Raw genomic sequence first — 14,995 nt, forward strand, 5'->3', positions numbered from 1 at the left:
GTTAATTTGTTGGCAAAGATATAGATAAAGGATGGTGATATATTTGTATTTAGAAAAGATTCATATAGAGAATTATAAAGCAATTGAAAAATTAGATATTAATTTAAAACCTGGGTTGAATCTGCTTATTGGTGATAATGGTTCAGGTAAAACTTCTGTACTTGAAGGAATTGCTGTTGCTCTTGGAGGTTTGTTTGTCAATGTCGCAGGTGTCAGAACTAAGAATATCGTAAAAGATGATGTTCGTATGAATATAAAAGCTCTGGGTGATTCTTCAACGACGATTGAATACTGTGAACCTGTAGTGGCTGGCTGCACACTTCAGGTAATGGAAGAACAGAATTTTACATGGAACAGAATCAAGGAAGAGGTATCTGCTACCCATACAAAGATAGATGATAAAAATGTATGTGTTTGGATGAAGAAACTTGCTAATAATTCAAGTACAATTCTGCCATTGATTAGTTTTCAAAGTGCTGCCAGAGCATGGAGAGTAAGAAGAGGAGATTTTGGAACGGAATTAAAGAAGAAACTGGATGATAGACGATGTGGGTATATCGGATGTCTGGATTCTTCAATGGATGTGAAATCTATTCAGCAGTGGTGCCTCAAACAGGAAATAGTGACCTCGAATAAAGGGATAGTGCGGGAATACGAAATGTTTAAGAATATTGTAGCTTCGTTTATGAAGGAAATCAACGAACTAGATAAGATGCCTTCAATTTATTATTCTCCGCAGTTTGATGAATTAGTTTACAAGGATGATAAGAAAGAAATGCCTATTTCAAAGCTGAGTGCCGGTTACCAGTCTTTATTGTGGATGGTTATGGATTTGGCATATCGTGTTTGTATGCTTAATCCGGAATTAGAAAGTAGAGACCAAATTACGGGTGTAGTGCTTATAGATGAAATTGATTTACACCTTCATCCAAAGTGGCAGTGGAATGTAATTGATGCATTGCGAAAAACATTTTCAGGGGTTCAGTTTATCATTGCAACACATTCACCGATTGTAATTTCAGCGTCAAAAGAGGTAAACCTGATTCTTTTAGACAATGTCAAAGCAGTGAGTTATTTACCAGATTGTTATGGATATGAAGTAGAGGATGTACTGAGCTACCGTCAGGAGAGTGTATCAAGACCAAAGAAGGTAAAATACCTGGTTGATGAGATAGAGAATGCGATTGACGATATAGCATTTGACAAAGCAGATGCTGCATTGGAAAGATTAAAAGATGTGCTTGGTGCAGATAATTTAGAGTACAAGAAAATGGCAGGAATGATTTCGGATGCAAAGCTGATAGAGGAGTGCTGATATGCTGTATATAGAAAAGGAAGGTTTGCCAAATGATATAAACAGAAAAATTATAGAGTTGAGCAAAAGCGAGAAATGGAAAAGCATCGGCGAAGACGACACAACAGCAATACGCAATGCATTCGATAATGATTTTCCGAAAAATGAGGTTAAAGAGATTTTACTTCATGAACAACATGGTATCTGTGCATATTGTATGAGACGTATTCGTATGGACAATCATTCAAGAGTGGAGCATTTTGTACCATTGAGTAGAAACAAGGACATGGCAATTGATTATAACAATATGCTTGGAGTATGTGATGGTGGGGAGAAAGTTACTGGGGATAAGGGACATATTCTTTGTTGTGATGCGCATAAAAAAGAGATAGAAATCACAATTAGTCCTCTTAATAGGTCTCAGATGGATAAGATTGCATATGACTCAAAAGGTAAAATCTACACGAAGCCGAAAGATGAAGATATGGAAAGAGATATAAATGAAGTTCTCTTGTTGAACGGTATTCAGAAAAAAGATGGGACAGTAAGAGATACCTCTACGGAACTGTTAAAGGGCAGAAAAGATGCCTATGACAGAGCAAAGAAAATGATGGCGGCATTGAATACAAAAGGAAAATGTACATCAGTAACGCTTAAAAAGATAATGGATGAATTGTACAACAGAGAAGAAAGAGATGAGTTTGTAGGAGTTCAGATATATTATTTTAGAAAACATTACAATTCGCTGATTCGCAGAGGAAAATAATTTGTGCAAACCATCTGCACAAATGGATTAGAAGGTGAAATATGGATTTACAGAACATACAGGAACAATTAAATACAGAATTTGCCAAGTCAGATACAAGAATCATATTTTGGTTTGATGATAAGGGTGAATACGAGGATGAGGTATCGGAACTGCAGCTTGGTGATGTAAAGCTGCATATTCTTGATGGTTTAAACTGGTTTTATTCTAAGTATTTATTGAATGAAGCAGATACAGAGAGTAAATATCTTGTTTATGCAGCATTTGCAAAGCCAAGTGATGCCAAAAATCCTCTTGCAGATATGTATTATTACTCAATACATTATTATACAGACAGAGTGTCACAGATGTCTCAGGAGATTGGTATTGATAATCGTTTTAAGGAGCATTTGTCGCAGTATGGCAATTTCTGGAAAAATAAGCATCGTATTGAGAAGTTTAAGGAACTTGGAATTGACTATTACAATGCACAGACGATTGATATTGGTTTGATTGCCGTGCTTACAGATGTGAAAACTCCGAATTTTGAGGAGGTCGTTAAACAGATGATGCTAGGTGACAGTGGAAAATACTTTAAGGCATTGGCTGATAATGGATTGACTGATAAATTCTGGGAGCTTTGTGAAAAATTCTTCGGTTATAAGTCTGAAAAGCCAAACATAGATGATTTGTCTGCTTGTATGATATTAACTTATGCATCGTCTACATTAAAGTCTGCTGTTCCGGAAACAATGAGGTCTTATATTCTTAAGAAGCGTAATGATGTTGTGATTTTTATCCGTAATATCATGGACAATGTGAATTATCAGGATGCCTATGACAAACTGGTAGAAAGAATAGATAAGTCATTACATTTTGTGGCAAAAATACAGGGTGGACTAAAGAAAGATGTGGAAAATAAAAAGGACAGTTCTCTCCAAGTGTCTGACATATTTGCCTGTGATGCGTTTGCCGGGTTAGATGACATTATTATTGATTGGGCATTGGAACAGCTAAATGATGAGATTTTAGATGCACAGATTGATGGACTGAGTATTGCCGAGGCAGCAGACCAGAGAATGTCTAAGGCATATCACTATAGTGACAGATACAAGAATGAATATACAACTATCAAGTATGCATATTTGATGATGAAGTCTATATCACTTATGGAGTTATCAAGTGATATTAAGTCATTAGCTGCAAATTACCGGAAAGAATACTACCTGATAGATTCGTATTACAGATGGTTTTATTATGCATATGATCAGATTGAAGATAACACCAAATTCTCTGATATAAGACAGAAGATAGAGAATATTTATGCGAATATATACTTGCAGAAGATAACATCAAAGTGGAATGAGAATTTCACAAATGAGTTAATGAATACTATTGATTTGCCTAAGCAGGAAGATTTCTACAAGCATTATATTAGAGGTTACGATGGAAAGCAGAGAGTTATTGTAATTATCTCGGATGCTTTTAGGTATGAGTGTGCAAAGGAACTTTTTGGCAGACTGGAATTGGATGAGAAGTGTACACCAAAGATGGAATGTATGCTTAGCTGTCTGCCTTCTGTGACATCGGTTGGAATGGCAAGCCTGCTCCCACATAAAGATATGCAGGTAGATGGCTGCATGAATGTAACTGTTGATGGACAAGTATGTGCAAGTATGGAGCAGAGGGATAAGATATTGAAATCTTATAATGAAAATAATGTGGCTTTATCGTTTGATGAAGTTGCAAATGCAAATCAGACTCGAATCAGGGAATTGATTCAGGGCAGGAATATCGTGTACATCTACCACAATCAGGTGGATGCAAGAGGAGACAAGCCTGCAAGTGAAAATGAGGTATTTAACGCTTGTGCTGAGGCTATAGAAGAGATACATAAGTTGGTTAGAAAGCTGACAATATATGTATCTGCACCGAAGTTTTTCATAACAGCAGATCATGGCTTTATATATAAAAGAGACAGATTACAGGAGTTTGATAAGGTTGCATATCCGAAGGATAAATGCTTATATACCAACAAGAGATTTATTATTACAGAAGATGCAGTAAATGAACATGGAATCATGGCAAGAACAATGCCATACCTCAGTGAACTATATGTAGATATTCCGGTAGGAGCAGATATATTCAAAGTTTCTGGAGGTGGACAGAATTATGTACATGGAGGTACATCTCTGCAGGAGATGATAGTTCCGATAATTGAACTGACAACAAATACCAGAGGTGTGGCATACAATTATGTGGATGTTGTCCTTACATCTGTTACCCGTAAGGTGACGAATCTTATCACATATTTTGATTTTATTCAGACAGAGAAAGTTACAGATACTATGAAAGCTAGAAGTATAGTGGCTTACTTTACTACGGAGGATGGAGAAAAGATTTCATTTGATGTGCCGATGATTGCTAATAGCAGAGAAGATGCACCGGAGAAGAGAACTTTCCATGAGAAGTTTACTTTGAAATCAAGAGAATATAAATACGGTGATAAGTATTATCTTGTATTGGCAGATGCTAGTGATGAGAAGAATATTTTACAGCAGTATGAGTTTATGATTGATATTGCATTTATGGATGATTTTGGCAGAGTATAAAAAACATAACCCTTGTATCACTTTTTACAATACAAACAATATAAAAAAGAATAATATGTTTATTGTAAATGTAAGAAATGCAAGGCTGAACTGTTACTTGTAAACAAAAAGTAAGACTAAAAACACTTGTAAAAATTTTACAATTATGGTATTATCAATACATGACAAAGGTGTCAACGGTTAAATTCCGTTGGCACTTTTTTGTTTTATTATGGCATAATTACTGAAAACAGCGGTAATGCATATATAATATAAACTAAATTTATTCCTTTGCCATGTATTGTGAAAGTTGGATAGTGTTTATACTACAGTTATGAACAGTAATGGAAGCGGAGGGATAAAACATGAGTGCAAAAATTGATTTTATTTATTTAAGTGAACCGGACATGATAAAAGCCGGTGTAAAAGATATGGGAAAATGCGTGGAAGTTATGGAGGACATGATGGTTACTTTGAACAAAGGGGATTATGTCATGGGAGGTGAAAATCATAACTCACACGGATGTATGGTGACTTTCCCTGATAATCCGGAGTTTGAAGGGATGCCAAAGAATGGTGAGGACAGAAGATTTATGGCAATGCCTGCATATCTTGGCGGCAGCTTTCAGATGGCAGGAATGAAATGGTATGGTTCAAATATCGAGAATAAAAAGAAAGGACTGCCGCGTTCCATTCTTATGATGATGCTTAATGATAAGGATACAGGTGCTCCACTTGCACTTATGTCCGCTAATCTGTTAAGTGCATACAGAACAGGTGCCATTCCGGGAGTCGGAGCAAAATACCTTGCGAGAAAAGATTCAACAACAGTTGCAATAGTCGGACCGGGTGTTATGGGAAAAACAGCACTTGCAGCATTTATGAGTGTATGTCCTAAGATTGATACGGTAAAGATTAAAGGTCGTGGAAAAAATTCGATAGACTCATTTGTTGAATATGTAAAGAAAGAATTTCCACAGGTAACAACGATAAAAGTATGCGAGACTATGGAAGAAGCTATCAGGGACAGTGATATAATAAACACAGCAACATCCGTAGGTGATAAGGAAAGTCTTTTCCCATACATAGATGAGAAATGGATAAAAGAGGGTGCACTTATCTGTATGCCGTCAGCAGCAAGATTTGATGAAGAATTTTATCTTGACGAAAACACAAAGCTGGTGGTTGACAATTATAAACTTTATGAGGCATGGGCGGATGAATATCCATATCCTAGTTATGACCCGGTACAGGTGGTAGGAGCAAAATTTATGGATCTGCTGCATGACAAAAAGATAACAAGAGAAGAAATTATAGATATAGCAGATGTTATCACAAAGAAGGTTTCGGGAAGGGATAATGATAAGCAGAGGATAATCTATTCAGTAGGCGGTATGCCGGTTGAGGACATAGCATGGGGCGAGACTGTTTATAAAAATGCCTTAAAGCTTGGAATAGGAGTGAATCTTCATTTGTGGGATGAACCTGAACTTCATTGATTGTGAGAATGTCTGCAGGAATGGAGATTACTATGAAGCAGACAGATATTATAAATCCTTTTCAGCCGTACATGACTTTGGAGATGGATGGTTACAGCCAGATTAACAGAACTGATTACGGAATTTCACACTTTTATGAATTTACGATTCATGATGAGAAAAAACATTGTATTAAAGCCGTTCCTGATGCGAGTATAGATTTGCTTTTCAATATAGGCGAAAACAAAGTTTCTACATATATCAGCGGGACGGTGTTCGGTGTAAAGAAGTGGGAACTGGGTACTCAGGACGATTGTTTTGGTGTGAGGTTTCAGCCGGGACAGGGAATACTTCCAAAAGATATTACAATGGAAATGATAGTTAATGATGACATTGAAATAGATGGAGATATTTTTGGGAAAAATCTTACGGAGAAAATTGCATTGGCAAAGACCATGAGTGAGAGAATAGAAATATTCAAAAAGGCATATGAAGATATGGTTTTAGGAAGAAATTCTCTTTCGGATAAGGAAAAGATAAATGAATATCTTGTAAACAGAATAGGCAGGACAAAAGGCATGATAACAATGCGGCAGCTTGAGGATGAGACTAACTATTCAGCCTGTTATCTGAGAAGAATATTTAAGAGCTTTCACGGGATTTCACCAAAGCAGTTTGCTCAGTATATCAGGTTTCAAAATCTCCTGATGCAGGCAGATAAAGAGGGTGTCAGGTATGAACAGGTGGCACTTGATTGTGGATATTACGATGAACCGCATATGATGAAAGAATTTAAAAAATATTCAGGTGTTACTTTAGAGCAATACAGAAAAATGATAAATACTAACAAAAGAGTGAAAAATTAAAATTTATAAGTTGTAAAGGAGAGTAAGACTATGGGAATATCTAAAATAGAAGTAATAACGGGAATGTCGAAACTTACAAATCTTATTAGCGAATTGAGCAAAGTAGGTGTGCGTGGTGTGACTGTCATGCAGGTGCTTGGCTGCGGCATTGAGCTTGGAACAAAAGAGTACGAAGTTGAATTAAATGAAGTCATGGAACTTTTGCCAAAACAGCAGATAAATATTGTAGTTGAGGATGATAAGATAGATAAGATACTCGACCTTGTCAAAAAAGAACTCTATACAGGTCATATCGGTGATGGAAAAATCTTTGTCTATGGAATCGATAATGTAATAAGAGTGCGTACCGGAGACGAGGGTGTGGAGGCTCTATAATAGAAAGGACTTGCTTATGAATAAAAAGAAATTAGGACTTGCAAATGTAGTATCAATATCAGTCGGTCTTGTAGTTGCGACAAGCTGTCTTGTTTCATTGGGAGAAGGCTCTGGAACATTGGGAGTTACATTCATACTTGCAATGGCAATAGCAATGCTTTTAAATATGACTACTGTTGCATCTTTATCAGAATTAAATGCACTCATGCCAAATACGACGGGAGGTCTTGCACAGTACACACTTGCAGCACTTGGACCTCTGCCTACACTTGTATCAATGGTTGGCGGTTACATAATATGCAATACAATGTCATGCGGTGTTGAGGCTTCGATTTTTTCATTTTCACTTGCGGATACGATAGGTGGAAATATACCCAGCATAGTTTACACTTTTATAATGACATTTATAATTCTTCTTGCAAACCTGCGTGGAGTTGATATGTTTGCAAAAATTCAGGATATTGTTGCATTTTTGCTTGTAGGTTCGCTTGTCGTAATGGGATTTATCGGAATGATAGGTGCAGGCATGGGAGCAAAATTAGACCAGCCGTTTGTACTTGAAGCTGATTTTAAAGGTATAGCATCTATGACGGCAGTTGCATTTTGGCTTTTTATCGGAGCAGAGTATGCTATTCCGATTTCTAAAGAAGTAAAAAATGCAAAGAGAAATGTACCTCTTGGAATGATGATAGGACTTTTCCTTATCTTCATAATGCAGTCGGTTATGGTACTTGGATTTCACAATTATGTTGAATGGGGAAAACTTGCTGATTCAGCAGCACCACATCTTCTTTACGGATATGCCATCCTTGGAAAATTCGGTAAGATATGGATGATGTTGGTTGGAGCACTTGCAGTAATAAGCACGCAGAATTCTACAGTAAATTCACTTGCCGTTATATGTCAGGGCATGGCAAAAATGAACATGATGCCAAAGATATTTGCAAAGACAAATAAATATAAGGTTCCATGGTTTGGTCAGGTATTTGTAAGTGCGGCAATATTTTTATTTGCATTTGTCAGCAATAATTCAGCCGACATGATAGATTTCCTTATACTTGCCGGCTCAGTAATATGGATGGTTTCATATATTCTTGCACATATTGATGTACTTGTATTTAGAAAGAGACTGCCAAAAGCACCGAGAAACTTTAAAGTTCCGGGCGGATGGACATTGCCGGTAATAGGAATTTTGGGAACGGCGTATATGATTCTTAACATATCTACAGACCCACATGAAAGAATGATGATATGGCTGTTGACCGGAGTTTCGTTTTTAGTTCTTGGTATCTACTCAGCCATTTGGATAAAAGTTAAGATGAAAATGCCTATTTTTAAACATGTTCCACTTGAAAAAGTAATGGCTATGGAAAACGATCTTTACTATGTAGTCAGAAAGCAGAAAGGAATATGGAAGTAACAACAGATTGATAAATAATGATAAATTGCAAGGATATAATAAATTTATTTGTTATATCCTTGCAATTTATCTGATTTTATTATAGTTTCACAATAGTTCAGTCTTTAATTTATCAGGAAACTTTATTTTTAATTTTTATTGTATCGAGTGTTTTAAATTCATACTTCTTTGATTTCATATATTTAATAATCTTTGGAAGTGCATTTGTATCTGCTTTTGATATAGCATGCAGCAGAGGAATCATTCCTTTGTGGTAATAGCTTTTAAATCTTCCTACAACATAATCTGTGGTAGGCTGGTCAGCAGGATTGTAGTCATACCAGGCAAGGCTCCAGAGGACAGTGGTATATCCCATGTCCTGCATTGTTTTTAATGCAAGCTCACTGTAATTACCCTCCGGCGGGCGGACAAATTTGTCGAGCTTGTAGCCTGTTTTCTTTTTCATACATTTCTCAACACTTTTTAATTCAGAACGGATTTTATCAGTATTACATTCACCAAGCCTTGGATGCGTTGAGGTGTGATTACCAACTAAATGTCCCTCTTTTTTCATGCGTTTAACAAGTTTTGCGTTGCCCTCGATATATGGTTTTGTGACAAAGAAAATTGCCTTGATGTTTTTCTCTTTTAAAATATTGAGTATTTTTTTTGTATGTCCGTTTTCATATCCGCAGTCAAAAGTGAGGTATATGTATTTCTTTTTAGTGTTGCCAGTGAATATGGTGTTGTACTTTTTTAATGAAAATCCGTTATAGGGTAAAGTTCCACCGGGTGTTGCATGATTTTTATTAAGACCTAATCCCCAGTCAACAGATTTTGCCAGGTAATGTTTTTTTGCTGCCGTTGTATTTTGTGTACCTGAACATAAAAGTGAGCAAGTTAAGATAAGGCATATAATTTTTTTAATCTTTTTCATTTGAAATCCCTCCTTATTAGTTGAAATTAAGGCTGCTGTCTGCATAATAGGTTGAATAGCAGTACTTAGTAATATTATTATATATCATGTCAGGCAAAAATGAGTTACAAATTTATTACATTATTGTGTCTTTTAAAGGCTGAACCGTTACTTTAAAGAAGTTTTGATGTTTTATGACTATGGTACAACATTAACAGATAGGCATTGTTATGGTAAATGATAATAAAGTATGTTAAAATAATAAATAATATATTGGAGAAAGAGGTGTAAAGGTATGGGAATGTTTGTTAATCCTGACAATAGTGCTTTTCAGGTGGCATTAAATTCAGAAATCTATGTGGATAAAACGGGGATGTTAGAATATACAAATAAAGTCATAAATACATTGCAGGGGTATATATGTAACAGCCGTCCAAGAAGGTTTGGAAAGTCTGTCACGGCAAATATGCTTGCAGCATATTACAGTAAAGGCTGTGATTCGAGAGAAATGTTTTCAACATTAAAAATAAGTGAAAGTATAGGATTTGAAAAAAATATAAATAAATATGATGTTATACATATTGACATTCAATGGTGCATCGAACCGGCAGGTGGTTCAGAAAATGTAGTGTCATATATAACAGAAAAAACGATATGTGAATTGAGAGAGTATTATCCCAATGAATTGTCTGAAAAAATAAAATCACTTCCCGAAGCGTTATCTGTAATAAATTCGATGAATGGAACGAAATTTATTATTATAATAGATGAATGGGATATTATAATTCGTGATGAGGCAAATAATAAAAAAGTTCAGGAAGAATATATCAATTTTTTAAGAGCAATGTTTAAGGGGGTTGAACCGACAAAATATATAGGGCTTGCTTATCTTACGGGGATTTTACCGATAAAGAAGTTGAAAACACAGTCGGCACTTAATAATTTTAAACAATATACAATGTTAAATCCTGGACCATTGGCAGAATATATCGGTTTTACAGAGGAGGAAGTAAAAAAATTATGTGACAGGTATGAACGGGATTTTTACAAAGTAAAAAAGTGGTATGATGGCTATCAGCTTGGCAAATATCATATTTATAATCCTAATGCGGTAGTAAGTCTTATGATGGAGGGGGAGTTTAGGAGTTATTGGTCGGAAACAGGTTCATACAGGATAATAGTTCCGTTAATAAATATGGATTTTGACGGGTTAAAGAGTGCGATAATAGAGATGTTGGCTGGCGGTTCAGTAGAAACAGATGTAACTTCATTTCAAAATGATACAGTCAATTTTGAAGATAAAGATGATATTTTGACATATCTTATACATCTTGGCTATCTTGCATATGATCAGAAAAGAGAGATGGCATTTGTGCCAAATGAGGAGATAAGGGAAGAATTATTCAGAGCGGTAAAAAAGAAAAAATGGAATGAATTTATAGAATTTCAGCAAAAATCGTTTGAATTACTTGAAGCAACTCTTGAGATGGATGGTGCTAGAGTGGCAGCCGAAATCGAAGTGATTCATACACATTATGCATCAGCAATTAAGTATAATGATGAAAATTTTTTAAGTAGTGTACTGAGCATAGCGTATCTTGGGGCGATGCAGTATTACTTTAAACCTGTAAGGGAATTGCCGACGGGAAAAGGCTTTGCAGACTTTGTCTTTATACCAAAACCGGAACACAGTCTGAATTATCCTGCAATGGTTGTTGAGTTAAAATGGGACAAAAAAGTGGAAACGGCAATAAAACAGATAAAAGATAAAAACTATCCTGATGTTGTAAAAGAATATACAGGAGATATACTTTTAGTTGGGATAAGTTATGACAAAAAAACAAAGCAACATGAATGCATTATTGAAAAATATAAAATGAATGAGTGAGATAAAAAATATGAACATTTTATTTACAGCTTTCATGAGTGGATAAAAGGGTAAAATTTTAGCTTGAAAAATTTTCTGAAAAATTAAAAGAAAATAATGGAATTTATAAGCATATGTTTGATATGCAGTCTGAAATGCAGAACTGGAAATATTGCTAATCTGAATATTGATATATATCAATATTTAGGTTAGTATATAATGCAGCAGGTATCCTAAAACGGGTTTAAAGAGAAGTCCGCAATTACCTGAAATAATTTGATATACGAAAGGAAAAATCATGTACAGTGCAGACAAAAAAAGATATGATAGTATGCAGTATAACAGATGTGGCAAAAGTGGTTTAAAGTTGCCGATAGTATCACTTGGTCTATGGCATAATTTTGGTGATATATCATCTTATGACAATATGAAACAGATGTGTTTTACGGCATTTGATAATGGCATAACACATTTTGACCTTGCAAATAATTATGGACCGGAACCAGGAAGTGCTGAAAAGCATTTTGGTATGATATTAAAAGAGCATTTTGCACCATACCGTGATGAGCTGATAATCAGCACGAAAGCAGGTTTTGATATGTGGGAGGGTCCATATGGTGACTGGGGAAGCCGTAAATATCTGATAGCAAGTCTTGACCAGAGTTTAAAGCGTATGGAGCTTGACTATGTGGATATTTTTTATCATCACAGAATGGATCCGGATACTCCTCTTGAGGAGACAATGGGTGCACTCGACCAAATAGTAAAAAGTGGAAAGGCTTTATATGCAGGTCTTTCAAACTATGACGGAGAGACGATGAAAAAGGCTTGTGAGATATTAAATGACCTTAGATGTCCGTTTATCATAAATCAGAATTCATATAATATTTTTAACCGCACAATAGAAAATAACGGACTTAAAAAGGCGGCAAGGGAAAGCGGGAAGGGAATTATTTCATTTAGCCCGCTTGCACAGGGTATGCTGACGGACAGATACCTAAATGGTATTCCGACAGACAGCCGTGTTATGACAGATGGAAGATTTCTGCATAAAGAACAACTGGGAGAGGACAGGATAAGCGTTATCAGAAAGTTAAACGATTTAGCATCAAAAAGAGGTGAAACACTTGCACAGATGGCACTTAAGTGGGTTGTAAAGGACAGTGATGTTACAAGTGTTCTAATAGGTGCGTCAAAACCGCAGCAGATACTTGAAAACTTAAAGGTTATGCAGGCGGCAGATTTTTCTGATAAGGAGTTAAAACTGATAGATGATATTTGCGGCATCTAAACCAAAATTTAACACTATCAAAGAAGTCCCCCACTTCCATTGCGTAGAGCAATAAGTGGGGGACTTGCTTGTTGACAGACAACAGCAAGTCAAACAGCTTGCCGTTGCCTTTTTTAACAATATACGAAAATGCTCGTATAGTAGTGGTATGCTTTTTACAATTTAAAACTTGCAATCTGTGAATGAAGCGTTCTTGTCTGTGCAGAGAGTTCTTCGCTGGCAGCAGCACATTCCTCACTTGTCGCTGAGTTGGTCTGTGTGATCTGTGATATCTGCATAAGTGCATCATTGATCTGTGAAGCAGATTGAGCCTGTTCGTCTGATACTTTAGCAATGGTATCACCTGATTCAGTAATCCTTTTAACCAATTCGGAAATTATCTGCAATGATTCTTCTGTATCTCTGGCGAGAGCCACGCCCTTTTGTACTCTGCTTATTGAATCCTCTATCATTTCGGCAGTCTGCTTTGAAGCCTCGGCAGAACGACCTGCAAGGTTTCGCACTTCCTCAGCGACCACTACAAATCCTTTGCCATGTTCGCCTGCACGGGAAGCCTCGACGGAAGCGTTAAGAGCAAGAATATTTGTATTAAAGGCGATATCATCTATAACTTTGATTATCTTTTGTATTTCCTCCGAACCTGACTTGATTTCTTTCATTGCATCCATCATTTCAAGCATTTTTTCATTGCCCGATATAATGGCATTGGCGGCATCAGTTATAAGTCCCTGAACATCAGATACCTCTGTTGCATTATTTCTTGATTTGTCTGCAATCTCGGAAACGGAGGTTGATATCTGTTCAATGGCACTTGCCTGCTGTGATGCACCATCTGCGAGATTTTTGCTTGCATCTGCTATCTGAAAACTACCCTGAGCTATCTGGTCAGCGGCAAGGCTCATATTTGAGAAAGCAGTATGATTTTTAGCTACAAGAGTGTTTAAAGCATTTCCAACGACATCATCCTCAGATTTTGGGATGATTGTTACTGACAGATCACCGTCTGACAGCCTGCTTATGGTATCAGCCTGATTTTTAAATGTTTCAAGGAGGTCACAAAAACTGTTTTGCAATGTGCTTATCTCGTTTTTACCTGATATTCTTTGAAGGTTAGTATTTATCCTGCCAAGTGAGATATCTTTTGCAATATCGGCAAGACGGTGGATGGGATTGCAAAGGTATGTTCCAAAAACAGCACCAAGAACACCGATGATTATAAGTATAACGATGGCAACTATCATAAAGCTGCGATGCATATTGGTATAAAGCTGATTGAGATTATCAGTTGTCTGTTTCATCTCGCTTTGCATATCATCAACATAATTTCCGGTTGATATCACCCAGCCCCATGGTTTAAAAATCTGTGAGTATGCAAGCTTTGGAGCAACGGTCTTACCGTCTGATTTTGTAAAATAAAATTCGTTATAGCCGTCCGCATTTTTATCATTTACCGTTGAAAGTATTTCCTGTATTATGTGAACTCCGTTTTTGTCCGTGATATTTTTACGGTTATCCCCCTCCTGTTTAGTGAGGATAGGGTGCATTATCAATATATAATTGGTGTCATCTATCCAGAAGTAACCGCTGCCATCTTCACGATAACGCATATTTCTTACGGTTTCTTTGGCATTTTCTTTAGCCTGTGCTTCTGTGATAGTGCCTGCTTTGTACTTATTATACTCTGCCTGTAATACGGCAATAGCTGTTTCAACCTCTGAGCGTATCTCTGTTTTATAGCCGTCATTCATAGCCGTGGTGTATTTGTCCGTTGCCTGATCGGTAGATTTCTTAATGCTTGTGATAGACAATGCTCCTAAAATAAGAGCCGTTATAATAACGCTTGACAGCAGAAATGTGATAACTGCTGTTTTAATACTTATCTTCTTCATTCTAAACCTCATTTCTGCACACTTTTGGTACATACCTTGTGCCATCGGTATTTGTGACAAGTGTGCATAGACACAAATACTGTGTGTGAAAAAATAAGCAGTCAGGATTATATTTCACACTGTTTCATTTTGTTTATAAATTCATAAAAACGGATTTGAAAAAATATACATATTTAATGATGTTTTATTTATAACCTATTATAGCTTACAGTTTTTATTGGAATATGGCAAGTATTTATAAGTTAAGTGGTGAAAATTGGTTATATTTAGCAGAAAAAAATAAA

Annotated in this window: 11 protein-coding genes; 9 read left to right on the forward strand and 2 right to left on the reverse strand. The window is 36.2% G+C overall.

Features of this window, described 5'->3' with window-relative positions; all coding sequences use genetic code 11:
- The first annotated feature begins 43 nt into the window (after positions 1 to 43).
- The 7 genes from DW721_RS03940 to DW721_RS03970 all read left to right on the forward strand — a co-directional run bounded on the left by DW721_RS03940 (position 44) and on the right by DW721_RS03970 (position 8,769).
- Positions 44 to 1,315: an AAA family ATPase gene (locus tag DW721_RS03940; RefSeq protein WP_182436198.1), complete on the forward strand. Its 1,272-nt coding sequence runs from the start codon at positions 44 to 46 to the stop codon at positions 1,313 to 1,315.
- Between the two features lies 1 nt (position 1,316).
- The gene (locus tag DW721_RS03945) at positions 1,317 to 2,060 is read left to right on the forward strand and encodes a retron system putative HNH endonuclease (protein ID WP_118744897.1); all 744 of its coding nucleotides are present in this window, start codon (positions 1,317 to 1,319) and stop codon (positions 2,058 to 2,060) included.
- 41 nt (positions 2,061 to 2,101) lie between these two features.
- Complete coding sequence (pglZ, locus tag DW721_RS03950; protein ID WP_118744898.1) at positions 2,102 to 4,651, forward strand: BREX-1 system phosphatase PglZ type A; 2,550 nt, start codon at positions 2,102 to 2,104, stop codon at positions 4,649 to 4,651.
- A 344-nt stretch (positions 4,652 to 4,995) separates the two neighbouring features.
- Positions 4,996 to 6,129, forward strand: coding sequence for a tyramine oxidase subunit B (locus tag DW721_RS03955; protein ID WP_118744899.1), 1,134 nt, complete (start codon positions 4,996 to 4,998; stop codon positions 6,127 to 6,129).
- A gap of 32 nt (positions 6,130 to 6,161) precedes the next feature.
- The gene (locus DW721_RS03960) at positions 6,162 to 6,974 is read left to right on the forward strand and encodes an AraC family transcriptional regulator (RefSeq protein WP_182436199.1); all 813 of its coding nucleotides are present in this window, start codon (positions 6,162 to 6,164) and stop codon (positions 6,972 to 6,974) included.
- A gap of 30 nt (positions 6,975 to 7,004) precedes the next feature.
- Positions 7,005 to 7,349, forward strand: a complete 345-nt coding sequence (locus tag DW721_RS03965) for a P-II family nitrogen regulator (RefSeq protein ID WP_022013360.1) — start codon at positions 7,005 to 7,007, stop codon at positions 7,347 to 7,349.
- Positions 7,350 to 7,365: 16 nt separating this feature from the next.
- Positions 7,366 to 8,769 carry an APC family permease gene (locus DW721_RS03970; protein ID WP_118744901.1) on the forward strand — a complete coding sequence of 468 codons (1,404 nt, stop codon included), beginning with the start codon at positions 7,366 to 7,368 and terminating at the stop codon, positions 8,767 to 8,769.
- A gap of 112 nt (positions 8,770 to 8,881) precedes the next feature.
- On the opposite strand, the gene DW721_RS03975 is transcribed toward DW721_RS03970, so the two are convergent.
- Complete coding sequence (locus tag DW721_RS03975; RefSeq protein WP_055942223.1) at positions 8,882 to 9,685, reverse strand: polysaccharide deacetylase family protein; 804 nt, start codon at positions 9,683 to 9,685, stop codon at positions 8,882 to 8,884.
- 274 nt (positions 9,686 to 9,959) lie between these two features.
- Between DW721_RS03975 and DW721_RS03980 the strand changes: the two genes are divergently transcribed.
- On the forward strand, positions 9,960 to 11,552 hold the full coding sequence (locus DW721_RS03980) for an AAA family ATPase (protein ID WP_118744902.1): 1,593 nt from the start codon (positions 9,960 to 9,962) through the stop codon (positions 11,550 to 11,552).
- Between the two features lie 277 nt (positions 11,553 to 11,829).
- Positions 11,830 to 12,822 (forward strand): aldo/keto reductase, encoded by a 993-nt coding sequence (locus DW721_RS03985; protein WP_118744903.1) that lies wholly within the window; start codon positions 11,830 to 11,832, stop codon positions 12,820 to 12,822.
- Positions 12,823 to 12,977: 155 nt separating this feature from the next.
- Here the strand turns inward: DW721_RS03985 and DW721_RS03990 are convergent, their stop codons facing one another.
- The gene (locus DW721_RS03990; RefSeq protein WP_182436200.1) at positions 12,978 to 14,711 is read right to left on the reverse strand and encodes a cache domain-containing protein; all 1,734 of its coding nucleotides are present in this window, start codon (positions 14,709 to 14,711) and stop codon (positions 12,978 to 12,980) included.
- Between the last annotated feature and the right edge of the window lie 284 nt (positions 14,712 to 14,995).

The organism is Clostridium sp. AM27-31LB, assembly GCF_003480745.1.
GTDB classification, from domain to species: Bacteria; Bacillota; Clostridia; order Lachnospirales; family Lachnospiraceae; genus Butyribacter; species Butyribacter intestini.

Excerpts from the sequence above, each read along its gene's own strand:
- DW721_RS03945 (WP_118744897.1), top strand. The coding sequence starts at position 1,317 with ATGCTGTATATAGAAAAGGAAGGTTTGCCAAATGATATAAACAGAAAA.
- pglZ (WP_118744898.1), top strand. The coding sequence starts at position 2,102 with ATGGATTTACAGAACATACAGGAACAATTAAATACAGAATTTGCCAAG.
- DW721_RS03955 (WP_118744899.1), top strand. The coding sequence starts at position 4,996 with ATGAGTGCAAAAATTGATTTTATTTATTTAAGTGAACCGGACATGATA.
- DW721_RS03960 (WP_182436199.1), top strand. The coding sequence starts at position 6,162 with ATGAAGCAGACAGATATTATAAATCCTTTTCAGCCGTACATGACTTTG.
- DW721_RS03965 (WP_022013360.1), top strand. The coding sequence starts at position 7,005 with ATGGGAATATCTAAAATAGAAGTAATAACGGGAATGTCGAAACTTACA.
- DW721_RS03970 (WP_118744901.1), top strand. The coding sequence starts at position 7,366 with ATGAATAAAAAGAAATTAGGACTTGCAAATGTAGTATCAATATCAGTC.
- DW721_RS03975 (WP_055942223.1), bottom strand. The coding sequence starts at position 9,685 with ATGAAAAAGATTAAAAAAATTATATGCCTTATCTTAACTTGCTCACTT.
- DW721_RS03980 (WP_118744902.1), top strand. The coding sequence starts at position 9,960 with ATGGGAATGTTTGTTAATCCTGACAATAGTGCTTTTCAGGTGGCATTA.
- DW721_RS03985 (WP_118744903.1), top strand. The coding sequence starts at position 11,830 with ATGTACAGTGCAGACAAAAAAAGATATGATAGTATGCAGTATAACAGA.
- DW721_RS03990 (WP_182436200.1), bottom strand. The coding sequence starts at position 14,711 with ATGAAGAAGATAAGTATTAAAACAGCAGTTATCACATTTCTGCTGTCA.